Origin of the sequence: Pseudomonas sp. stari2 (assembly GCF_040760005.1) — a bacterium.
GTDB lineage: Bacteria > Pseudomonadota > Gammaproteobacteria > Pseudomonadales > Pseudomonadaceae > Aquipseudomonas.
Genome location: NZ_CP099760.1, coordinates 4,164,390 through 4,187,036, shown reverse-complemented (window position 1 = coordinate 4,187,036; position 22,647 = coordinate 4,164,390). Strand labels below are relative to the sequence as shown.

At 59.7% G+C, this 22,647-nt stretch carries 23 protein-coding genes; 9 read left to right on the top strand and 14 right to left on the bottom strand.

Annotated features, from left to right (window positions below; genetic code table 11):
- Positions 1–51 precede the first annotated feature (51 nt).
- Positions 52–498, bottom strand: coding sequence for an NUDIX hydrolase (locus NH234_RS19120; RefSeq protein ID WP_085732144.1), 447 nt, complete (start codon positions 496–498; stop codon positions 52–54).
- Between the two features lie 78 nt (positions 499–576).
- Positions 577–2,802: an NADP-dependent isocitrate dehydrogenase gene (locus tag NH234_RS19115; protein WP_085732143.1), complete on the bottom strand. Its 2,226-nt coding sequence runs from the start codon at positions 2,800–2,802 to the stop codon at positions 577–579.
- 481 nt (positions 2,803–3,283) lie between these two features.
- Here NH234_RS19115 and icd point away from each other — a divergent pair, with 481 nt between their 5' ends.
- The gene (gene icd, locus NH234_RS19110) at positions 3,284–4,540 is read left to right on the top strand and encodes an NADP-dependent isocitrate dehydrogenase (protein ID WP_085712383.1); all 1,257 of its coding nucleotides are present in this window, start codon (positions 3,284–3,286) and stop codon (positions 4,538–4,540) included.
- A gap of 79 nt (positions 4,541–4,619) precedes the next feature.
- Here the strand turns inward: icd and NH234_RS19105 are convergent, their stop codons facing one another.
- Positions 4,620–4,901 (bottom strand): cold shock domain-containing protein, encoded by a 282-nt coding sequence (locus NH234_RS19105; RefSeq protein ID WP_085732142.1) that lies wholly within the window; start codon positions 4,899–4,901, stop codon positions 4,620–4,622.
- 224 nt (positions 4,902–5,125) lie between these two features.
- Here NH234_RS19105 and clpS point away from each other — a divergent pair, with 224 nt between their 5' ends.
- Positions 5,126–5,509 carry an ATP-dependent Clp protease adapter ClpS gene (gene clpS, locus NH234_RS19100; protein WP_011334948.1) on the top strand — a complete coding sequence of 128 codons (384 nt, stop codon included), beginning with the start codon at positions 5,126–5,128 and terminating at the stop codon, positions 5,507–5,509.
- Positions 5,510–5,539: 30 nt separating this feature from the next.
- Entirely contained in the window at positions 5,540–7,810 is a 2,271-nt protein-coding gene (clpA, locus tag NH234_RS19095) for an ATP-dependent Clp protease ATP-binding subunit ClpA (RefSeq protein ID WP_085732141.1), read from the top strand.
- Positions 7,811–8,127: 317 nt separating this feature from the next.
- Here clpA and infA read toward each other — a convergent pair whose 3' ends face one another.
- The 3 genes from infA to aat all read right to left on the bottom strand — a co-directional run bounded on the left by infA (position 8,128) and on the right by aat (position 9,905).
- Complete coding sequence (gene infA / locus NH234_RS19090; protein WP_002553999.1) at positions 8,128–8,346, bottom strand: translation initiation factor IF-1; 219 nt, start codon at positions 8,344–8,346, stop codon at positions 8,128–8,130.
- 112 nt (positions 8,347–8,458) lie between these two features.
- The gene (locus NH234_RS19085; RefSeq protein WP_085732140.1) at positions 8,459–9,166 is read right to left on the bottom strand and encodes an arginyltransferase; all 708 of its coding nucleotides are present in this window, start codon (positions 9,164–9,166) and stop codon (positions 8,459–8,461) included.
- Positions 9,167–9,224: 58 nt separating this feature from the next.
- Positions 9,225–9,905, bottom strand: coding sequence for a leucyl/phenylalanyl-tRNA--protein transferase (aat, locus tag NH234_RS19080; protein ID WP_085732139.1), 681 nt, complete (start codon positions 9,903–9,905; stop codon positions 9,225–9,227).
- A 475-nt stretch (positions 9,906–10,380) separates the two neighbouring features.
- Between aat and NH234_RS19075 the strand changes: the two genes are divergently transcribed.
- The 6 genes from NH234_RS19075 (at position 10,381) to cysG (ending at position 17,887) form a co-directional block, all read left to right on the top strand.
- Entirely contained in the window at positions 10,381–12,789 is a 2,409-nt protein-coding gene (locus NH234_RS19075) for a DNA translocase FtsK (protein ID WP_085712378.1), read from the top strand.
- 65 nt (positions 12,790–12,854) lie between these two features.
- Entirely contained in the window at positions 12,855–13,475 is a 621-nt protein-coding gene (gene lolA / locus NH234_RS19070) for an outer membrane lipoprotein chaperone LolA (protein WP_007958184.1), read from the top strand.
- A 24-nt stretch (positions 13,476–13,499) separates the two neighbouring features.
- A complete protein-coding gene (locus NH234_RS19065) occupies positions 13,500–14,822 on the top strand; it encodes a replication-associated recombination protein A (protein WP_007958186.1) in 1,323 nt (440 codons plus the stop codon).
- The gene (crcB, locus tag NH234_RS19060; RefSeq protein ID WP_007958188.1) at positions 14,822–15,196 is read left to right on the top strand and encodes a fluoride efflux transporter CrcB; all 375 of its coding nucleotides are present in this window, start codon (positions 14,822–14,824) and stop codon (positions 15,194–15,196) included. Before NH234_RS19065 ends, crcB begins: the two co-directional genes overlap by 1 nt.
- A 15-nt stretch (positions 15,197–15,211) precedes the next feature.
- A complete protein-coding gene (gene serS, locus NH234_RS19055; RefSeq protein ID WP_367253868.1) occupies positions 15,212–16,492 on the top strand; it encodes a serine--tRNA ligase in 1,281 nt (426 codons plus the stop codon).
- Positions 16,493–17,887, top strand: a complete 1,395-nt coding sequence (gene cysG, locus NH234_RS19050; protein ID WP_367253866.1) for a siroheme synthase CysG — start codon at positions 16,493–16,495, stop codon at positions 17,885–17,887.
- A gap of 45 nt (positions 17,888–17,932) precedes the next feature.
- On the opposite strand, the gene NH234_RS19045 is transcribed toward cysG, so the two are convergent.
- From NH234_RS19045 to NH234_RS19010, 8 genes are all read right to left on the bottom strand, one after another.
- A complete protein-coding gene (locus tag NH234_RS19045) occupies positions 17,933–18,934 on the bottom strand; it encodes a glutathione S-transferase family protein (RefSeq protein WP_367253864.1) in 1,002 nt (333 codons plus the stop codon).
- Between the two features lie 91 nt (positions 18,935–19,025).
- On the bottom strand, positions 19,026–20,027 hold the full coding sequence (locus NH234_RS19040; protein ID WP_085732134.1) for a glycosyl transferase family protein: 1,002 nt from the start codon (positions 20,025–20,027) through the stop codon (positions 19,026–19,028).
- On the bottom strand, positions 20,024–20,359 hold the full coding sequence (locus NH234_RS19035) for a TusE/DsrC/DsvC family sulfur relay protein (RefSeq protein ID WP_085732133.1): 336 nt from the start codon (positions 20,357–20,359) through the stop codon (positions 20,024–20,026). The genes NH234_RS19040 and NH234_RS19035 overlap by 4 nt, the downstream gene beginning before the upstream one ends.
- Positions 20,356–20,649, bottom strand: a complete 294-nt coding sequence (gene tusB / locus NH234_RS19030) for a sulfurtransferase complex subunit TusB (protein WP_367253862.1) — start codon at positions 20,647–20,649, stop codon at positions 20,356–20,358. Before tusB ends, NH234_RS19035 begins: the two co-directional genes overlap by 4 nt.
- Positions 20,649–21,005 carry a sulfurtransferase complex subunit TusC gene (gene tusC, locus NH234_RS19025; protein WP_085732131.1) on the bottom strand — a complete coding sequence of 119 codons (357 nt, stop codon included), beginning with the start codon at positions 21,003–21,005 and terminating at the stop codon, positions 20,649–20,651. The genes tusB and tusC overlap by 1 nt, the downstream gene beginning before the upstream one ends.
- Position 21,006: 1 nt before the next feature.
- A complete protein-coding gene (gene tusD / locus NH234_RS19020; RefSeq protein ID WP_085732267.1) occupies positions 21,007–21,399 on the bottom strand; it encodes a sulfurtransferase complex subunit TusD in 393 nt (130 codons plus the stop codon).
- A 77-nt stretch (positions 21,400–21,476) separates the two neighbouring features.
- Positions 21,477–22,181 (bottom strand): YoaK family protein, encoded by a 705-nt coding sequence (locus tag NH234_RS19015; RefSeq protein ID WP_085732130.1) that lies wholly within the window; start codon positions 22,179–22,181, stop codon positions 21,477–21,479.
- A gap of 25 nt (positions 22,182–22,206) precedes the next feature.
- Positions 22,207–22,536: a DUF6388 family protein gene (locus NH234_RS19010; protein ID WP_367253859.1), complete on the bottom strand. Its 330-nt coding sequence runs from the start codon at positions 22,534–22,536 to the stop codon at positions 22,207–22,209.
- Between the last annotated feature and the right edge of the window lie 111 nt (positions 22,537–22,647).

The window sequence follows — 22,647 nt, the reverse complement described above, 5'->3', positions numbered from 1 at the left end:
AATGAGTGTCTTGAAAAAGGACGCGATTCTATCAGGCTCACGGCCTCAAGGCTAAAGGGAAGGGCGGATCAGTTCGAGGCCGAAGCGATTGCCGGCCAGATAATCATCGATGCAACGGATGATCAGCTCGCTGCGCCAGTTGTCGCGCTGGGCCAATAATTCGTCGCGGGTCAGCCACTTGGCGCCGACTATGCCGTCGTCCAGTTGGTAATCCGGGTGGTGTTTCACGGCTTTGGCGCTGAAGCATACGCGCTGGTAAGTCACGCCATTGCTCGGTGCGGTGTACAGATAAATGCCGATCACGCTGGTGGGTTCGACGTCCCAGCCGGTTTCTTCGAGGGTTTCGCGCACGGCGGCTTCGATCAGGGTTTCGTTCGGGTCCAGATGACCGGCGGGCTGATTGAGCACGTTACGTCCGGCCTTGTGTTCCTCGACCATCAGAAAGCGGCCGTTGTCCTCGACGATGGTGGCGACGGTGATGTGGGGGAGCCATTGCATGAGGCGAATCTCCTGGGCGGAAGGCAGAAACACAAACCCCGGCGCATGGCCGGGGCTTGTGATGTTCCCTTTACAACCTTATACCAGCGCAGCAATCGCCGCGTTGAGGGTTGCGCTCGGGCGCATGGCCTTGCTGATCAGCTCGGCGTTGGCGTGGTAGTAACCGCCGATGTCCACTGGCTTGCCTTGAACGGCGTTGAGCTCGGCGACGATGGTCGCTTCGTTCTCGGTCAGGGTCTTGGCCAGAGTCGCGAACTGCGCTTGCAGTGCAGCGTCTTCAGTCTGGGCAGCCAGGGCTTGTGCCCAGTACATGGCCAGGTAGAAGTGGCTGCCGCGGTTGTCGATGTTGCCGACTTTGCGCGATGGCGACTTGTTGTTGTCCAGGAACTGGCCAGTGGCCTGGTCCAGGGTCTTGGACAGAACCAGTGCTTTCGGGTTGTTGTAGTTCACACCCAGGTGCTCGAGAGAAGCGGCCAGGGCCAGGAATTCACCCAGCGAATCCCAGCGCAGGAAGTTCTCTTCGACCAGTTGCTGCACGTGCTTCGGAGCCGAACCGCCGGCGCCGGTTTCGAACAGGCCACCGCCGTTCATCAGCGGCACGATCGACAGCATCTTGGCGCTGGTGCCCAGTTCCATGATCGGGAACAGGTCGGTCAGGTAGTCGCGCAGTACGTTGCCGGTCACCGAAATGGTGTCCTTGCCTTCGCGGGTGCGCTGCAGGGTGTACTTCATGGCGTCGACCGGGGCCATGATCTGGATGTCCAGGCCAGTGGTGTCGTGATCCTTCAGGTAGGCCTGAACCTTCTCGATCACCACGCCGTCGTGAGCGCGCATCGGATCCAGCCAGAAAATGGCCGGGGTGCTGCTTGCGCGAGCACGGTTGACGGCCAGTTTGACCCAGTCCTGGATCGGCGCGTCTTTGGTCTGGCACATGCGGAAGATGTCGCCGGCTTCAACAGCCTGTTCCATCAGCAGGGTGCCTTTGCTGTCGGTCACGCGAACCACGCCGTCGGCCTTGATCTGGAAGGTCTTGTCGTGGGAACCGTATTCTTCAGCCTTTTTAGCCATCAGGCCAACGTTTGGCACGCTGCCCATGGTGGTCGGATCGAAAGCGCCATTGGCTTTGCAATCTTCGATCACGGCCTGGTAGATGGTGGCGTAGCAGCGATCCGGGATCACGGCCTTGGTGTCGTGCAACTGGCCGTCGGTGCCCCACATTTTGCCGGAGTCACGGATCATGGCCGGCATCGAGGCGTCGACGATGACGTCGCTCGGCACGTGCAGGTTGGTGATGCCTTTGTCGGAGTTGACCATCGCCAGCGACGGACGAACGGCGTAGACCGCTTGAATGTCAGCTTCGATCTGGGCTTGCTGTTCGGCCGGCAGGGATTTGATGCGGGCGTACAGGTCGCCGATGCCGTTGTTCAGGTTGAAGCCGATTTCGGCCAGCACGTCGGCGTGCTTGGTCAGGGCGTCCTTGTAGAACTCGGCAACGATCTGGCCGAACATGATCGGGTCGGAGACCTTCATCATGGTGGCTTTCAGGTGAACCGACAGCAGCACGCCTTGTTGTTTGGCGCTGTCGATTTCAGCGGCGATGAACGCGCGCAGGGCCTTTTTGCTCATCACGGAGCAGTCGAGGATCTCGCCCGCCTGAACGGTGGTTTTTTCTTTCAGAACGGTCGCGGTACCGTCTTTGGCGATCAGCTCGATCTTCACGGCGCCAGCGGCGTCGATCAGGGCAGCTTTTTCGCTGCCGTAGAAATCGCCGGTGCTCATGTGAGCGACGTGAGACTTGGAGTCCTTGGCCCAGGCGCCCATTTTGTGCGGGTGCTTGCGAGCGTAGTTCTTGACCGACAGCGGAGCGCGACGGTCGGAGTTGCCTTCGCGCAGAACCGGGTTCACGGCGCTGCCCTTGACCTTGTCGTAGCGCGCCTTGGCTTCTTTTTCGGCGTCGTTGGTCACGGTTTCCGGGTAGTCCGGCAGGTTGTAGCCCTGGGCTTGCAGTTCTTTGATCGCGGCTTGCAGTTGCGGAACCGAGGCGCTGATGTTCGGCAACTTGATGATGTTGGCTTCAGGCGTAACGGCCAGGTTGCCCAGTTCGGCGAGGTGGTCGGCTACGGCTTTGTCGCCCAGTTGCTCGGGGAAGCTGGCCAGAATACGTGCTGCAAGAGAGATATCGCGGGTTTCCACGGCGATATCGGCCGAGGCGGTGTAAGCCTCGATGATCGGCAGCAGGGAATAGGTGGCGAGGGCTGGAGCTTCGTCGGTGAAGGTATAGATGATCTTCGAGCGGGTGGGCATATTCGGATTAACTCTCTCTTCTTTGCTAAAGCGTGCGCAGAAACTCGAGGGGCGCCGGGTAAGCGCGTTCGTTCAAAGTCATCCATGAACCGAATGTCGAGATTCTTCGCGGTGATGTTGGGTGCATCAGTAGAGCGTCAAGCAGTCGAACTGCGGTAACAGTTCAACCAATCAGGCGGAAAGTCTCGTGCTAGAGAGGCCAGCCGTCGTGACCCTTTGGTCAGCGGGCGGCATTATACATAGGTAGCTGGCAATCTGCCGATGGTTCATATGCAACGATTCTCGTCCATTGGTCTAAAGGTCGCAGGGCGGGGTGGGGCGTAGAGTCGCCGTGAATGCTTGAGATTGGCGCTTTTCCCTTTGCTTTCAGGCTTGTACGAAACGAGATGTGGCCGCGCCCGGAACAGAGGGTTTGCGTGTTGATTCAACTGGGTTACGCTCGAACCAAGCCAGATGTTCAATCCAAACAATGGAGTTCAGCATGGGTTACAAGAAGATTCAGGTTCCAGCCGTCGGCGACAAAATCACCGTCAACGCAGACCATTCTCTCAATGTCCCTGATAACCCGATCATTCCCTTCATCGAAGGTGACGGCATTGGCGTCGACGTCAGCCCTGTGATGATCAAAGTGGTTGATGCTGCCGTGGCCAAGGCCTACGGGGGCAAGCGCAAGATTTCCTGGATGGAGGTTTATGCTGGCGAAAAAGCAACTCAAGTCTACGACCAGGACACCTGGCTGCCCCAGGAAACCCTGGACGCCGTTAAAGATTACGTCGTTTCCATCAAGGGCCCGCTGACCACCCCGGTCGGTGGCGGTATTCGCTCCCTCAACGTGGCCCTGCGTCAGCAACTCGATCTCTATGTCTGTCTGCGTCCGGTGGTGTGGTTCGAAGGCGTACCGAGCCCGGTGAAAAAGCCCGGTGACGTCGACATGGTGATCTTCCGCGAGAACTCCGAAGACATTTATGCCGGTATCGAATGGAAGGCCGGCTCCCCTGAGGCCACCAAGGTCATCAAATTCCTGAAAGAAGAAATGGGCGTCACCAAGATCCGTTTCGACCAGGATTGCGGTATCGGCATCAAGCCGGTTTCGAAAGAAGGCACCAAGCGTCTGGTGCGCAAGGCCCTGCAATACGTAGTGGACAACGACCGCAAGTCGCTGACCATCGTGCACAAGGGCAACATCATGAAATTCACCGAAGGTGCCTTCAAGGACTGGGGCTACGAGGTGGCGCGGGATGAGTTTGGCGCCGAGTTGCTGGATGGCGGCCCGTGGATGAAATTCAAGAACCCGAAAACCGGCCGTGAAGTCATCGTCAAGGACGCCATCGCCGACGCCATGCTCCAGCAGATCCTGCTGCGCCCGGCCGAATACGATGTGATTGCCACCCTTAACTTGAACGGTGACTACCTCTCTGACGCCCTGGCGGCGGAAGTGGGCGGAATCGGTATCGCGCCGGGTGCCAACCTGTCCGACACCGTGGCCATGTTCGAGGCGACCCACGGTACTGCGCCGAAGTATGCCGGCAAGGACCAGGTAAACCCGGGTTCGGTAATCCTGTCGGCGGAAATGATGCTGCGCCACCTGGGCTGGACCGAAGCGGCTGACCTGATCATCAAGGGCACCAACGGCGCGATCAAGGCCAAGACTGTGACCTACGACTTCGAACGTCTGATGGAAGGCGCCACGCTGGTGTCGTCGTCGGGCTTCGGTGAGGCGATCGTCAAGCACATGTAAGAAAGGCTGCTGCAACGAAACCGCCCGGCTCGAGTGATCGAGCCGGGCGGTTTGTTTTCTGGCAGGTGTTCTGGTCGCTTCAGCTGGTCACTGATTGATGCTGAACGGTGGCCGAGACGGCATCTTTCGCAGGCTCGGCATTCTGAATTTTTGTGGCGTGCAGCCCTTTAGGGCCTTGCACGATCTCGAATTTGACGATTTGCCCGGCTTTGAGGGTTTTGTATCCGTCCATTTCAATGGCGGAGTAGTGTGCAAAGAAATCAATCTCCTTGCCATCTTCATCCTTCCCCTCGCGGGAATCGGTATTGATGAAACCGAACCCCTTGGCATTGTTGAACCATTTCACCTTGCCGACAGCCATGCTCAAATCCCTCTGCAACAGTCTCCATCGCTGGAGTATCATCCAATTCATCCGCAGTCGAATCCGTTAAAAAGATTGACTCCGCGGATCTTTTTTACCCACTGTGGGTTCTATTGGTTGTAACACCGTTTTCCCGATAGTCAAGGTGACCGGGCAGTCGGAGTTGAAAACGTGTCAAGCCGCCCCCACCACTGTATTTGCACAACTGACGAACCTTTCTTTCCATGCATGCAATCAGCCAGATTCGACTAACATTCAATCAGGATCGCCCGCTTCTCCAAAAGGATCTTCCACAGGAGCACGACGACGATTCGGCAGGCGTTGCTGTTCAGGAAGCAAAGCCTGCGTTACAGGCGCCGCCGATGTACAAGGTGGTTTTGTTCAATGATGACTACACACCGATGGATTTCGTCGTCGAAGTGCTCGAGGTGTTTTTTAACCTGAATCGCGAGCTGGCGACCAAGGTCATGCTGGCCGTCCACACAGAAGGGCGGGCAGTATGTGGAGTGTTTACCCGCGACATCGCCGAGACAAAGGCCATGCAGGTCAACCAGTACGCCAGGGAAAGCCAGCATCCGCTACTCTGTGAAATCGAGAAGGACGGTTAATCGCCGACCACTTGGGTATGAGGTGAAGCTATGTTAAACCGCGAGCTCGAAGTCACCCTCAATCTTGCCTTCAAGGAGGCTCGTTCGAAGCGTCATGAGTTCATGACCGTCGAACACCTGCTGCTGGCCCTATTGGACAATGAGGCTGCCGCCACCGTATTGCGTGCCTGCGGCGCAAACCTCGACAAACTCAAGCACGACCTGCAGGAGTTCATCGACTCCACCACGCCGCTGATCCCCGTCCATGACGAAGATCGCGAAACCCAGCCAACCCTGGGCTTCCAGCGTGTGCTGCAACGTGCTGTCTTTCATGTACAGAGCTCGGGCAAGCGCGAAGTAACCGGCGCCAATGTGCTGGTTGCAATCTTCAGTGAGCAAGAGAGTCAGGCAGTGTTCCTGCTGAAACAGCAGAGCGTTGCACGCATTGATGTCGTCAACTATATCGCCCATGGCATTTCCAAGGTGCCGGGGCATGGCGATCACTCTGAAGGTGAACAAGATATGCAGGACGACGAGGGCGGTGAGTCTTCTTCTTCAGGCAATCCGCTGGATGCGTATGCCAGCAACCTCAACGAACTCGCACGCCAGGGCCGGATCGATCCGCTGGTCGGGCGTGAAACGGAAGTCGAGCGGGTCGCGCAGATTCTCGCGCGTCGTCGCAAGAACAATCCGCTGCTGGTGGGCGAGGCGGGCGTGGGTAAAACCGCGATTGCCGAAGGCCTGGCCAAGCGCATTGTCGACAACCAGGTGCCGGATCTGCTGGCCAACAGCGTTGTTTATTCCCTTGATCTGGGCGCCTTGCTCGCGGGCACCAAGTATCGCGGTGATTTCGAGAAGCGCTTCAAGGCGTTGCTCAACGAACTGAAAAAACGTCCGCAGGCGATCCTGTTTATCGACGAGATCCACACCATTATCGGTGCGGGTGCTGCGTCCGGTGGCGTCATGGATGCCTCGAACCTGCTCAAGCCGCTGCTGTCGTCTGGTGACATTCGTTGCATCGGTTCGACTACGTTCCAGGAGTTCCGTGGCATCTTCGAGAAAGACCGTGCTCTGGCGCGTCGCTTCCAGAAGGTTGATGTGGTCGAGCCGTCGGTGGAAGACACCATCGGTATCCTGCGTGGCCTGAAAGGGCGTTTCGAACAGCACCACAATATCGAATACAGCGATGAGTCGCTGCGCGCCGCTGCAGAACTGGCTTCGCGCTACATCAATGACCGGCATATGCCGGACAAGGCTATCGATGTGATCGACGAGGCGGGCGCCTATCAGCGTCTGCAACCGGTCGAGAAGCGTGTGAAACGCATCGAAGTGCCGCAGGTCGAGGATATCGTGGCGAAGATCGCTCGGATTCCGCCGAAGCACGTCACCAGTTCCGACAAGGAACTGCTGCGTAACCTCGAGCGTGATCTGAAGCTGACGGTGTTTGGTCAGGACGCAGCGATCGATTCGCTGTCGACTGCGATCAAGCTGTCCCGTGCCGGTCTCAAGTCGCCGGACAAACCGGTCGGTTCGTTCCTGTTCGCCGGGCCTACCGGTGTCGGTAAAACCGAGGCTGCGCGCCAATTGGCCAAGGCTTTGGGGATCGAACTGGTTCGCTTCGACATGTCCGAGTACATGGAGCGCCATACCGTGTCGCGTCTGATCGGTGCGCCTCCGGGTTATGTCGGTTTCGACCAGGGCGGTCTATTGACCGAAGCGATCACCAAGCAACCGCATTGCGTATTGCTGCTCGATGAAATCGAGAAGGCGCATCCGGAAGTCTTCAACCTGCTGCTGCAGGTGATGGACCACGGCACGCTGACCGATAACAACGGACGCAAGGCGGATTTCCGCAATGTGATCGTGATCATGACCACCAACGCCGGTGCTGAAACGGCGGCACGCGCTTCGATCGGTTTCACCCATCAGGATCATTCGTCTGATGCGATGGAAGTGATCAAGAAGAGCTTCACGCCGGAATTCCGCAACCGTCTGGATACCATCATTCAATTTGGTCGCCTCAGTCATGAGGTCATCAAAAGCGTGGTGGACAAATTCCTCACTGAGCTTCAGGCGCAGCTGGAAGACAAGCGTGTGCTTCTGGAAGTTACCGACGCGGCGCGCAGCTGGCTGGCGGCCGGTGGCTACGATTCGGCCATGGGTGCTCGTCCGATGGCGCGTCTGATCCAGGACAAGATCAAGCGTCCGCTGGCGGAGGAGATTCTGTTTGGCGAATTGGCCGAGCATGGCGGTGTGGTGCACATCGACATCAAGGATGGTGAGCTGACGTTTGACTTCGAAACCACTGCAGAAATGGCCTGATGGCTGATAAGTGAAAAGGCGCCTTCGGGCGCCTTTTTTGTTTTGGGTGTTTCTTGGGTTTTGTGTGTATATCCGTTGCTGCGGTTATGGCTGCTTAGGGTTCCGCCCTGGAACACTGAGCCCAAGCGAAGTGCCGTACGCCGGGGCAAAAGCCTTTTGGTTCCTTTTTGGCGTTTGCCAAAAGGGACTCGCTGTAAGAGCGAAACCGCCAGTGGCACCCGAAGCAACGGATATGCGCGCAAAACTCAAACCCAAAGAACCAAATCCCAGACAAACAAAAACGCCCGGCAAATGCCGGGCGTCTTGTATTGACTTGATTAGCGAGCGCGGTAAGTAATACGCCCTTTGCTCAAGTCATAGGGCGTCAGCTCGACGCGCACTTTGTCACCGGTAAGAATACGAATGTAGTTCTTGCGCATCTTGCCGGAGATATGCGCGGTTACGACGTGCCCATTTTCCAATTCCACGCGAAACATGGTGTTTGGCAGGGTGTCGACGACAGTGCCTTCCATTTCGAAGCTGTCTTCTTTCGACATGCAGTAAAGCCCTCGGTGTCCAGTGAATGGCCCGGTGCAACTGCGCCAGGCAAAAGCGGCGTGCATTGTGCCCGAAAAATGGGGTTTACGCCAAGGGGTTTAGGGCTTGCATTCAGTTCAGGATGACCCAGCGCTGATTAATCAGCAGTTCGATCGGTCGATATTGGGTCTTGTAGTTCATCTTTTTGCAGTTTTTGATCCAGTAGCCCAGGTACACCGCTTCGAGCCCCAGTCGCCTGGCTTCGGTGATTTGCCAAAGGATGGCATAGCGCCCCAGGCTACGACGTTCTTCCTCCGGTTCGTAAAAGGTGTAGACCGCCGACAGGCCATTGGGCAGCAGGTCGGTGACGGCGACGGCCAGCAACCGTCCGTCGAGCCGGAATTCGTAGAAGCGTGAGAAGGGCAGGTCGCGAACCAGAAAAGTCGAGAATTGATCGCGGCTCGGCGGGTACATGTCGCCGTCGGCATGGCGTTGTTCGATGTAGCGCTGATAAAGATCGAAATATTCTTCGCTGAAACCAGGCTTGACCGGGCGCACCTGCAAGTCGGCATTGCGTTTGAAAATGCGTTTTTGCTGCCGATTGGGGTTGAACTGCGCCACCGGAATGCGCGCAGGCACGCAGGCATTGCAGTTCTGGCAATGCGGGCGGTACAGGTGATCGCCGCTGCGACGAAAGCCCATTTCCGACAGGTCTGCGTAGACATGCACATCCATGGGCTGGCTCGGGTCGAGAAACAGGGTCGTGGCCTGTTCCTCGGGCAGATAACTGCAAGAGTGAGGCTGAGTGGCATAAAACTTCAACCGCGCCAACTCGGTCATGATCAACCCTCGAGGGTAAGCTGGTGAATTAAGTGTAAGCCACGCGCGCAAAAGTCGCTCAGCAAACCCAGGTGGCAAGGTTGGGTTGGTCGAGGTGTCGGGCCAGGTACTCGGCAAAGGCGGGGCGGGAAATGGCCCGCGCGCCGAGGCTGTGCAAGTGATCGGTCGGCATCTGGCAGTCGATCAGCACGAAACCCGCTTCTTTCAGATGTTGCACCAGCGTCGCAAAACCATACTTGGAGGCATTGTCCGCGCGGCTGAACATCGACTCGCCGAAGAACAGTTGCCCCATCGCCAAGCCGTAAAGGCCGCCGACCAGTTCGCCCTCATCCCAGACTTCCACCGAGTGGGCAAAGCCTCGTCGATGCAATTCTATGTAAGCGTCCTGCATCGCCCCTGTGATCCAGGTACCGTCGGCGTATTCCCTTGGGGCAGCGCAGGCTCGAATCACGGCGTTGAAATCCTGATCGAAGGTCACTCGATAGCGCTGTTTGCGCATCAATTTGCCGAGGCTGCGCGAGACGTGCAGTTCGTCGGGAAAAAGGACCGTGCGCGGATCCGGAGACCACCAAAGAATCGGCTGACCTTCGGAAAACCACGGAAAGCAGCCGTGGCGATAGGCCTGGATCAAGCGATCGGCGGACAGGTCGCCACCGGCCGCCAGCAATCCGTTGGGGTCGCGCATGGCCTTTTCCAGTGGCGGGAAAGTCAGTGAGTTGCGTTGTAACCAAGTCAGCATGGCGTCCAGGCTTGCAGAAGGGGAGGGCGGTGGGCGGCATGGCCCGTTGCAAAGTGTGCCGTTAAATGTCGCGAATGTCCTCCCGAACCTGCGCAAAGTCGACGCTGCTGCAACTTGCCTTCCGGGATGCGGTCGTAGACGGGCGACGAGCTTGAGGGTGCATGCTTCGCCACGTTCATCAAATACACCTCATAAGCCTTTGTCACAAAAGACAATGCATGCTCAAATTGCGTCGCAGGTTTTGTCTGCTTGGCTATGCTTGAACATGGGGTTCGAAGCATGGCATCGAACGCGCAAACCCGTACAATGCCGGGCTGTTACAGAATATTCGCAGTGTGCCGTGTTTATAAAAGAGCGGGCGCAGTGTTAAAAGTAGTCTCAGTTGCGCCCGTCAATTTTTTACCTGCCTGGACTGGGCAGTTTTTTATCGTCATTCAATAGATGGACGCGCCGCTGGCGCAGGAAAAGAAGCGTTTTGAAGAAATCCACGGAAGCACCAAAAACAGTCGTTCCGCTTTGGCGCCAGCAATTGCACTACCGGCTCAAGGAAGGTGCATTGATCGCCATCGGCGCTCTGTGCCTGTTCCTCATGATGGCCTTGCTGACCTACGGCAAGGATGATCCGGGCTGGAGCCACAACAGCAAGATCGACGACGTGCAGAATTTCGGCGGCCCGGCGGGCTCCTACAGCGCCGACATCCTGTTCATGGTGCTGGGTTACTTCGCGTACATCTTCCCGTTGTTGCTGGCGATCAAGGCATATCAGATCTTCCGTCAGCGCCACGAACCATGGCAGTGGAGTGGCTGGCTGTTTTCCTGGCGCCTGATCGGCCTGGTGTTTCTGGTGCTGTCCGGCGCGGCGCTGGCACACATTCATTTCCATGCCGCCACTGCGTTACCGGCCGGTGCAGGCGGGGCGCTGGGTGAAAGCCTCGGTGACCTGGCCCGCAACGCCCTGAACATTCAGGGCAGCACATTGCTGTTCATTGCGCTGTTCCTGTTCGGCCTTACCGTGTTCACCGACCTGTCGTGGTTCAAGGTGATGGATGTCACCGGCAAAATCACCCTCGACCTGTTCGAACTGTTCCAGGGCGCGATCAATCGCTGGTGGTCGGCGCGTACCGAGCGCAAGCAACTGGTGGCGCAACTGCGTGAAGTCGATGACCGGGTGCACGACGTGGTCGCTCCGACCGTCACCGACAAACGCGAGCAGGCCAAGGTCAAGGAACGTCTGATCGAGCGCGAGCAGGCCCTGAGCAAACACATGTCCGAGCGCGAGAAGCAGGTTCCGCCGGTCATCGCCCCGGCCCCGGTCAAGGCGCCGGAGCCGAGCAAGCGCGTGCAGAAAGAGAAGCAGGTGCCGTTGTTCGTCGACAGCGCCGTGGAAGGCACCTTGCCGCCTATCTCGATCCTCGATCCTGCGGAAAAGAAACAGCTCAACTACTCGCCCGAATCCCTGGCGGCGGTTGGCCACTTGCTGGAGATCAAGCTCAAGGAGTTCGGCGTCGAAGTCACCGTGGACTCGATCCATCCGGGCCCGGTCATTACCCGTTACGAAATCCAGCCGGCTGCCGGTGTGAAGGTCAGCCGTATCGCCAACCTGGCGAAAGACCTTGCACGTTCGCTGGCCGTGACCAGCGTGCGGGTGGTGGAAGTGATTCCGGGCAAAACCACAGTCGGTATCGAAATCCCTAACGAAGACCGCCAGATCGTGCGCTTCTCCGAAGTGCTGTCGACGCCCGAGTACGACAACTTCAAATCGCCGGTCACCCTGGCCCTGGGCCACGACATCGGCGGCAAACCGGTCATCACCGACCTGGCGAAGATGCCGCACCTGCTGGTGGCCGGTACCACCGGTTCCGGTAAGTCGGTGGGTGTGAACGCGATGATCCTGTCGATCCTGTTCAAGTCCGGCCCGGACGACGCCAAGCTGATCATGATCGACCCGAAAATGTTGGAACTGTCGATCTACGAAGGCATTCCGCACCTGCTGTGCCCGGTCGTGACCGACATGAAGGATGCCGCCAACGCCCTGCGCTGGAGCGTTGCCGAGATGGAGCGTCGCTACAAGCTGATGGCGAAGATGGGCGTGCGAAACCTGTCCGGCTTCAATGCCAAGGTCAAGGAAGCCCAGGACGCCGGTGAGCCGTTGAGCGATCCGCTGTACAAGCGCGAAAGCATCCACGACGAAGCGCCGCTGTTGCAGAAGCTGCCGACCATCGTCGTGGTCGTGGACGAATTCGCCGACATGATGATGATCGTCGGCAAGAAGGTTGAAGAACTGATCGCCCGTATCGCCCAGAAGGCGCGTGCGGCCGGTATCCACCTGATCCTCGCGACCCAGCGTCCGTCGGTGGACGTGATCACCGGTCTGATCAAGGCCAACATCCCGACACGCATGGCGTTCCAGGTTTCGAGCAAGATCGACTCCCGGACCATCATCGACCAGGGCGGTGCCGAGCAACTGCTCGGCCACGGTGACATGCTCTACATGCCGCCGGGCACCAGCCTGCCGATCCGGGTTCACGGCGCCTTCGTATCCGACGATGAAGTGCATCGGGTGGTGGAAGCCTGGAAACTGCGCGGCGCGCCGGAATACAACGACGACATCCTCAACGGCGTCGAAGAGGCGGGCAGTGGTTTCGAAGGCAGCAGCGGCGGTGGTGACGGTGATGATCCGGAAGCCGACGCGCTGTACGACGAAGCCGTGCAGTTCGTGCTGGAAAGCCGTCGTGCCTCCATTTCCGCCGTACAGCGCAAGCTGAAGATCGGCTACAACCGTGCCGCGCGCATGATCGAAGCCATGGAAATGGCCGGCGTCGTGACGTCCATGAACACCAACGGTTCCCGCGAAGTCCTGGCCCCTGGCCCGGTGCGCGACTGATTCAAATGCAATGGACGGTGCATGAGGCGCCGTCCACTTTCCCACGCGTATTCAAGAGGACTCCCATGCGTCTTATCCGCATGTTGCTGCCGGTACTGGCTCTGACCACCCTCACGGCTCACGCCGATGACAAGGATGTGGCTCGCCTGACCCAATTGCTCGAAACATCCAAGACCCTGACGGCCAATTTCTCCCAACTGACCCTCGACGGCAGCGGCACCCAGTTGCAGGAAACCACCGGCGACATGACCCTGCAGCGTCCAGGCCTGTTCTACTGGCATACCAATGCGCCGGCCGAGCAGACCATGGTCTCCGACGGCAAGAAGGTCACCCTGTGGGACCCGGACCTGGAGCAGGCCACCATCAAGAAACTGGACGAGCGTCTAACCCAGACCCCGGCCCTGTTGCTGTCCGGTGATGTGTCTAAGATCAGCCAGAGCTTCGACATCAGCGCCAAGGAAGCTGGCGGCGTGATTGACTTCACGCTGAAGCCGAAAACCAAGGACACCCTGTTCGACAGCCTGCGCCTGTCGTTCCGCAACGGTCTGGTCAATGACATGCAACTGATCGACAGTGTCGGCCAGCGCACCAACATCTTGTTCACCGGGGTGAAGGCCAACGAAGCGGTCCCGGCCTCGAAGTTCAAGTTCGACATCCCGAAGGGTGCCGATGTGATCCAGGAATAAACACAGAGGTTTCAACGGTACGTGATGGATCTGTTTCGCAGTGCACCGATTGCCCAGCCACTGGCCGCCCGTTTGCGGGCGACCAATCTGGATGAGTACGTCGGTCAGGAACACGTGCTCGCTCGCGGCAAACCACTGCGCGAAGCGCTGGAGCAGGGCGCTCTGCATTCGATGATCTTCTGGGGCCCGCCGGGCGTGGGCAAGACTACCCTGGCGCGGCTGCTGGCGGAAGTTTCGGATGCGCACTTCGAAACGGTGTCGGCCGTGTTGGCCGGCGTAAAGGAGATCCGTCAGGCGGTGGAGATTGCCAAGCAGCAGGCCGGCCAGTACGGCAAGCGCACGATCCTGTTCGTCGATGAAGTGCACCGCTTCAACAAGTCCCAGCAGGATGCGTTTCTGCCGTACGTTGAAGACGGCACGCTGATCTTCATCGGCGCCACCACCGAAAACCCTTCGTTCGAATTGAACAACGCATTGCTGTCGCGGGCGCGGGTCTATGTACTCAAGAGCCTCGACGAAGCGGCGTTGCGTAAGTTGGTGCACCGTGCTCTCACCGAAGAGCGTGGTTTGGGCAAGCGTCATCTGACCCTCAGCGATGAAGGCTTCCAGATGCTGTTGTCCGCCGCCGATGGCGATGGCCGGCGCCTGCTCAACCTGCTTGAAAACGCCTCGGACCTGGCCGAAGACAACAGTGAGATGGGCACCGAGCTGCTGCAGAGCCTGCTCGGCGACACTCGCCGGCGGTTCGACAAGGGCGGCGAAGCGTTCTACGACCAGATTTCCGCGCTGCACAAGTCGGTGCGTGGCTCGAATCCTGATGGCGCGCTGTACTGGTTCGCGCGGATGATCGATGGCGGCTGCGATCCGCTGTACCTGGCCCGCCGCGTGGTGCGCATGGCCAGCGAAGACATCGGCAACGCCGATCCTCGCGCCCTGAGTTTGTGCCTGGCCGCGTGGGAAGTGCAGGAGCGTCTCGGCAGCCCGGAAGGTGAGTTGGCAGTGGCTCAGGCCATTACCTATCTGGCCTGTGCGCCGAAAAGCAACGCGGTGTACATGGGCTTCAAGACCGCGCTGCGCGCCGCCGCCGAACATGGCTCCCTGGAAGTGCCGCTGCACCTGCGCAACGCGCCGACCAAACTGATGAAACAATTGGGCTACGGCGACGAATATCGTTATGCCCACGACGAACCGGACGCCTATGCGGCCGGCGAAGACTATTTCCCGGAAGAACTCGACCCGATTCCGTTCTACCAACCGGTGCCCCGTGGTCTGGAACTGAAGATCGGCGAGAAGCTCAACCACCTCGCCCAACTCGATCGTTTAAGCCCCCGGCAGCGGAGAAAATAGTGGTTCCATTGATCGTTGCAGTCTCCGTCGGCGGGATTGCCGGCACCTTGTTGCGCTTCGCCACCGGCAATTGGGTCAACGCCAATTGGCCGCGGCACTTCTATACCGCGACGCTGGCCGTTAATATCGTGGGCTGCCTGTTGATCGGCGTGTTGTACGGCCTGTTTTTGATACGCCCGGAAGTGCCCATCGAGGTGCGTGCCGGGTTGATGGTCGGCTTCCTCGGGGGGCTGACGACTTTTTCATCCTTTTCACTGGATACGGTGCGTCTGCTGGAAAGCGGGCAAGTGCCGCTGGCCCTGGGCTATGCGGCCATCAGCGTATTCGGCGGGCTGCTCGCGACGTGGGCCGGCCTGTCCCTGACCAAACTTTGATAACGAGAAACCGACATGCTCGATTCCAAACTGTTACGTAGCAACCTCCAGGACGTAGCGGACCGCCTGGCTTCCCGTGGCTTTGCCCTGGATGTCGCGCGCATCGAAGCGCTGGAAGAACAGCGCAAGACCGTCCAGACCCGCACCGAAGCACTGCAGGCTGAGCGTAACGCGCGTTCCAAATCCATCGGTCAGGCCAAGCAGCGCGGCGAAGACATCGCGCCGCTGATGGCGGACGTCGAGCGCATGGCGGGCGAACTGAGCGCCGGTAAAATCGAGTTGGACGCGATCCAGACCGAACTGGACTCGATCCTGCTGGGCATCCCGAACCTGCCGCACGAATCGGTACCGGTCGGCGAAGACGAAGACGGCAACGTCGAAGTCCGCCGTTGGGGTACTCCGACTGCTTTCGATTTCCCGGTTCAGGACCACGTGGCCCTGGGCGAGAAGTTCGGCTGGCTCGACTTCGAAACCGCCGCCAAGCTGTCCGGCGCCCGTTTCGCCCTGCTGCGCGGCCCGATTGCCCGCCTGCACCGCGCACTCGCGCAGTTCATGATCAACCTGCACGTCACCGAGCACGGCTATGAAGAGGCCTACACGCCTTATCTGGTTCAGGCTCCTGCGCTGCAAGGCACCGGTCAGTTGCCGAAGTTCGAAGAAGACCTGTTCAAGATCGCCCGTGAAGGCGAAGCCGATCTGTACTTGATCCCGACCGCCGAAGTGTCGCTGACCAACATCGTGGCCGGCGAAATCATCGATTCGAAACAGCTGCCGATCAAGTTCGTCGCCCACACCCCGTGCTTCCGCAGCGAAGCCGGCGCGTCGGGTCGTGACACCCGCGGCATGATTCGCCAGCACCAGTTCGACAAGGTCGAGATGGTGCAGATCGTCGAGCCGTCGACGTCGATGGACGCGCTGGAAAGCCTGACCGCCAACGCCGAGAAAGTCCTGCAACTGCTGGGTCTGCCTTACCGTACTCTGGCGCTGTGCACCGGCGACATGGGCTTCAGCGCGGTCAAGACTTACGACCTGGAAGTGTGGATCCCGAGCCAGGACAAGTACCGTGAAATTTCGTCGTGCTCCAACTGCGGCGATTTCCAGGCCCGCCGCATGCAGGCGCGTTTCCGCAACCCGGAAACCGGCAAGCCTGAGCTGGTGCACACCCTGAACGGTTCCGGTCTGGCGGTCGGTCGTACTTTGGTTGCGGTGTTGGAAAACTACCAGCAGGCCGACGGTTCGATCCGCGTACCGGACGTGCTGAAGCCGTACATGGGTGGCCTCGAGGTCATCGGCTAAATGAAATATCTGCCGCTGTTTCACAACCTGCGCGGCAGTCGTGTGTTGGTTGTCGGTGGGGGGGAAATTGCTTTGCGCAAATCCCGCCTGCTGGCCGATGCCGGTGCGCTGCTGCGGGTGGTCGCACCTGAAATCGAGGCGCAACTGCGCGAACTGGTTGCCACTAGCGGTGGTGAATGCCGGTTGCGTGGTTACGCCGAAGCGGATCTGGACGGTTGCGGGCTGATCATTGCCGCCACCGACGATGAAGCCTTGAACGCGCAAGTCTCCGCCGATGCCCATCGGCGTTGCGTGCCGGTCAATGTGGTCGATGCGCCAGCGCTGTGCAGCGTGATTTTCCCGGCGATCGTCGACCGTTCACCGCTGATCATTGCGGTCTCCAGCGGCGGCGATGCGCCAGTGCTGGCCCGGCTGATCCGCGCCAAGATCGAAACCTGGATTCCTTCGACCTACGGTCATCTGGCCGGTCTGGCTGCGCGGTTCCGCGATCAGGTCAAAGGTCTGTTCCCGGATGTGCAGCAACGTCGCGGTTTTTGGGAAGACGTATTCCAGGGGCCGATTGCAGATCGGCAACTGGCCGGGCAGGGCGCCGAGGCGGAGCGTCTATTGCAGGCGAAAATCGACGGCGAAGCGAGTGTTACCACTGGCGAGGTGTATCTGGTCGGCGCAGGGCCGGGCGATCCGGATCTGCTGACCTTCCGCGCCTTGCGTCTGATGCAGCAAGCCGATGTGGTGCTGTACGACCGCTTGGTGGCACCGGCGATTCTTGAGCTTTGCCGTCGTGATGCCGAGCGTGTCTACGTCGGCAAGCGTCGCGCCGATCACGCTGTGCCGCAGGATCAGATCAACCAGCAGTTGGTAGACCTGGCCAAGGCTGGCAAGCGCGTGGTGCGGTTGAAGGGCGGGGATCCGTTCATCTTCGGCCGTGGCGGCGAAGAGATCGAGGAACTGGCGGCCCATGGCATCCCGTTCCAGGTGGTGCCGGGGATCACGGCGGCCAGCGGTTGTGCGGCGTATGCCGGAATTCCGCTGACCCATCGCGATTACGCACAGTCGGTGCGTTTCGTTACCGGGCACTTGAAGGATGGTTCCACCGATCTGCCGTGGGCCGACCTTGTCGCGCCGGCGCAAACGTTGGTGTTCTACATGGGGCTGGTGGGGTTGCCGATCATTTGCGAGCAATTGATCAAGCATGGTCGCGCGGCCGATGCTCCGGCAGCGCTGATCCAGCAGGGCACTACGGTCAATCAGCGAGTCTTTACCGGCACACTGGCCGATCTGCCGCGTCTGGTGGCGGAGCATGAAGTGCATGCGCCGACACTGGTGATCGTCGGCGAAGTGGTACAACTGCGCGAGAAACTGGCGTGGTTCGAGGGCGCTCAGGGTCAAATCTGACGACTCTGAAGGGATCGTTCCCACGCTGTGGGAACGATCTGGTTCTCAACCTCTGCGCCAAACCCCTTTCCCGCCCAACCTGTCCCGGTCATGGGCCACATTGAAATCCTGCTTCGGCCCCTTCGGCACAATCCCGGTCGGGTTGATGGTCTTGTGGCTGCCGTAGTAGTGGTTCTTGATGTGCTGGAAATCCACTGTCTCGGCAATGCCCGGCCACTGGTACATCTCACGCAGCCAGTTCGACAGATTCGAATAATCGCTGATCCGCCGCAGATTGCATTTGAAGTGCCCGTGGTACACCGCGTCGAAACGAATCAGCGTGGTGAACAACCGTACATCCGCCTCAGTCAGGTATTCCCCTGTCAGATAACGGTTGGCGCCCAGCACCTGTTCCAGGTGATCCAGTTCGGCAAACACATCATCGAACGCATCTTCATAGGCCTGCTGCGAAGTGGCAAACCCGGCGCGGTATACGCCGTTGTTCACGGCGGGATAGATTCGCTCGTTCAACGCATCAATCTCGCTGCGCAACGGCGCCGGATAGAAGTCCAGATCGTTGCCGGTCAAATCATCGAAGGCGCTGTTGAACATGCGGATGATTTCCGCCGATTCGTTGCTGACGATGCGCTTGAGTTTCTTGTCCCACAGCACCGGTACGGTGACGCGGCCGGTGTAGTCGGCGGTGTCAGCGGTGTAGCGCTGGTGCATGAAGTCAAAGTGATCGAGTTTGTCGCCGGTCGAGCCGAGGTTCTGGTCGAAGGTCCAGCCGTTTTCCAGCATCAGCCAGCTGACGACGGAAACGTCGATCAGGCTTTCCAGGCCCTTGAGCTTGCGCAGAATCAGTGTGCGATGCGCCCACGGACAGGCGAGGGAGACATAAAGGTGGTAACGCCCGGCTTCGGCGGCAAAACCGCCTTCGCCGCTCGGGCCAGGCTCGCCGTTGCGAGTGACCCAGTTACGGCGCTGCGCCTGTTCGCGCTGGAACGCGCCGTCCTTGCTGCTTTCGTACCACTTGTCCTGCCAGCGGCCGTCGACGAGTAAACCCATGATCAAGACTCCAGAAACCAATAATCGTTGGAGTGGAGTCTATTCCGATGAGTTCGAACAAAAAGCGCAAAGATCGGGCGTGAATGATCGGTTAAATCGATTTGTTCCGTGCAGCCCAGTATTGCTCGGCGATTTCGAAAGCCTGTTCACGGCTCTGGCCGAGGCCGCGCAACGCCAACGCCATGGTCGAAATCAGCGCCATTTGCGGGTAGCTGTCGACCACATCGCCGCGCCAGACAGCCTTCAAATGCTCGATATCCAGCAACGCCGGTTTGACGTGACGCTGCGCCGACAACTGCGGCCATTCCTCGTCCCAGCTCTCGCCGCCGGTGGTGCCGTACAAGTGGCTGTCGGCATCCGGGTTGATCTCGATTTCGCCGCCGTCGCCCTTGATCACGATCGCCGTATCGCCGAGCAGACCGCTGGCATCGCGGTGCACCGCTTGGTAGCCGGGGTGGAAAATGCTCTGCAAACCGCAACGCGCGCCCAACGGATTGAGAATCCGTGCCAGCGAGTGGATCGGCGAGCGCAAACCGAGGGTGTTGCGCAGGTCGATCATCCGTTGCAACTGCGGTGCCCAGTCCACCAGCGGCATGAAGGCCAGGCCACCGTTGTCCAGCGCTGCGCCGACTTGTTGCCAGTTGCGGCACAGCGGGATGTTCAGCTCGCCGAGCAACTGTTCGGAATACAAACGCCCGGCAGTGTGTGCGCCGCCGCCGTGCATGAAGATGCGCACGCCGTTCTGCGCCAGGCACTTGGCCGCCAGCAGATACCACGGCAGGTGACGCTTCTTGCCTGCGTAGGTCGGCCAGTCCAGATCCACGTTCAGCGCCGGCGCCTGCAGACGTTCGCGCAGGGCCTCGGTGAAACCGGCCATTTCCTCGGCGCTTTCTTCCTTGTGCCGCAGCAACATCAGGAAGGCGCCGAGTTGGGTTTCTTCGACGGCTTCGTCGAGCACCATGCCCATGGCTTCCCTTGCTTCCTCGCGGGTCAGGTCACGGGCGCCGCGCTTGCCCTTACCGAGGATGCGCACAAATTGGGCGAACGGATGCTCGGCGGGCGTTTCGAGGGTCAGCGCTGGATAGTCGGTCATAGGCAATTCGTCGGTTTGGGCAGGCCCGCCAGTTTCGCGGCGAGTTTGGCAGGGGTGCCTTTGAACAGTCGGTTCAGGTGCAGGCTGTTGCCTTTCTCCGCGCCGAGCTTGAGCGCGGTGTACTTGATCAGCGGCCGGGTGGCCGGCGACAGCTGGAATTCGGCGTAGAAGCTGCGCAGCAGTTCGAGGACTTCCCAGTGTTCGGCGCTCAGTTCGATGTCTTCGGCAGCGGCGAGGGCGCTGGCGACTTCTGCCGACCAGTCGTTGAGGTCGACCAGGAAGCCGTCCTTATCCAGTTCAATGGCGCGGGCGCCGACAGTCAGCGCATTCATAGCCAGGTGTTGACCTTGTCGTGGTAGATCGACAGTTCGACGAAGGCCGGGTAATCGATGGCTTCGGCCCATTCCGGAACCTGCACGGCACGGGCTTGCGCGTCTTCGGCCAGCACGAACAGTTTCACCCGACGGGTTTCCAATGAACTGAACGGTGCGGTGCCGGGTTGTAGCGCATAAACGGCATCGCCAGACAGCAACAGTGCATCGGCAGAACCGAGCAGACGCAGGCAACTGGTCAGGCGTTCGTCACCGAACGGGGAATGAGACAACACATGCAAAGTCGACATCAGAGGGTGATCACCTGGTCGTAACGGTCAATAAGGGCGGTGATTTGCTCGGCGGCCAAAGGCTGCGCTTCATCCAGCGAACGATCGCCGAGGCCGCGGGCATTGGCGCTGTCGGCGCAGTAGAACAGCTCTTCGACGCCGAACATCGGCAATGCTTGCAGGTTGGCGCTCAGGTCTTTCTGTTGCAGGGCCTTGGCGTTCTGCCCGGCAGCCAGTTGCAACACACCGTCGTCGAGAAACAGCAAACCGATCGGCAGATCGAAGGCACCGCCGGCCAACACGATGTCCAGCGCTTCGCGGGCGCCGGGGCCGGACCACGGCGATTGACGGCTGATAATCAGAAGGGACTTGGCCATGTCATGCGCCTCCGAAACAGATCAGGCGGTCGGCGTCTTGCACCGCATCATGCAACTGGCCGAGGCCGGACAATTCCCACGGCGCGCTGACGGCCACGGCATCACGCTGATAACGCCCGGCTTCCTCGGCATTCAACACGCCACGACGCAGAGCTGCGGCGATGCACACCACACCGTCGAGGTTTTGTTCGGCGATGAAGTTGCGCCACTGCTTGGGCAGGTCCAGTTCGTCCTGCGGCGTGACCACGGCGTCGGACGCGTTGTAGACGCCATCCTGATAGAAAAACAGCCGAACAATTTCATGCCCACCGGCCAGCGCAGCTTGCGCGAACAGCAGGGCGCGGCGCGAGGAGGGGGCATGGGCGGCGGAAAACAACGCAATGGCGAACTTCATGACGGACTCGATCAGCAAAACTGCGGCCATGATAAAGCTTTCTCGACGGGGCGGCGAAGCGGATGTTGCCGCAGACTTCAGCGCGGCATGTAACCCAACTGCCAGCGCCGGGGGATTTTCAACGAGACCAGGCCGATCAGCGCAGCCAGCAAGCCGCTGGCGTACAGCGCTTTGAGCCCCAGATGATGCTCCAGCACGGCACCGAGGATGGCGCCGATGAACATGCCGCTCCACGGCACCAGTTGCACGCGCCAGCCATTGCGTCGCTCGCCCATTATCCAGCGACCCAGACCGCGACCGAACCGTGAAAGTGCACCGGTGACATAGGTCAGCCCGACCGCAAGACCGTTCACTTCCTCCACCGCCGCATTGAGCATGCCCATGGCGATGATCGCCGCCAGCAGTGCCGGCAGTTGTACCTCGGACGGCCAGGCGGCGGCCCCGCAGAGCAGCGTCGCGATGCACAGCAGCAAGGGCAGTGCGCGGCGCCCGCCCAAGCGACCGATCACCACGCCGAGGGCGTTGCCCAGGATGAACGTGGCGACCAGGATCACCAGCCGCAGCGTCAGGCTCACATCGCCATCACTGATCGCCACCGCCAGCCGTGTGGTATTTCCGCTCATGAATGAAACGAAGTCGCCACTGGCCATGAAGCCGATGGCATCGGTCATCCCCGCCAGCACCGAAAGCGCGGCGACCATTGCCAGCCCTATGCGACCGCGCCATTTCTGTGTATGCAAGTGGCCGGGGCTGGCGCGGTGAGTCGAGGCAGTTGGCAGCATTGGCGCGGATGTCCTTGCGTAGAGGTCAGAGTTCTATGCCATAAAGGTCGCAATATTCCAACCATTCCATCCCGGCCATCTCCGCCACCTCGCGGTGCACTTCCAGGCGTTGCGCCTGATACTCCTCGGGTGTGGCTGCAGTCAGTTGCAGCGTCAGTTCCCAGGCGAACAAACCCTGGCTTTCGGCCTCGGCTTCAAAGGCCTCGTGCAGACGCTCCTCGCGGTACTGCGCCGGAGTTTCGCCTTTGGCCTGGGCCAGTAACGGATTGAGATGGTCGAGGGTTTCTCGTAGCTCAGGGCGTGCGTCGAGAAACAGTTTGAGGGCATGTTCATGTCGCTGGTCGGTAGGCGCCATGGGGCTTCCTTGTAGGGCTGATGACCTTAATGTGCCGCAGCTGTCGGCGGGTGTCGCGCGCTAAATGCAGTAAAGCAGAACGATTTTGCGCGTTGCGGTGATACAGTCCGC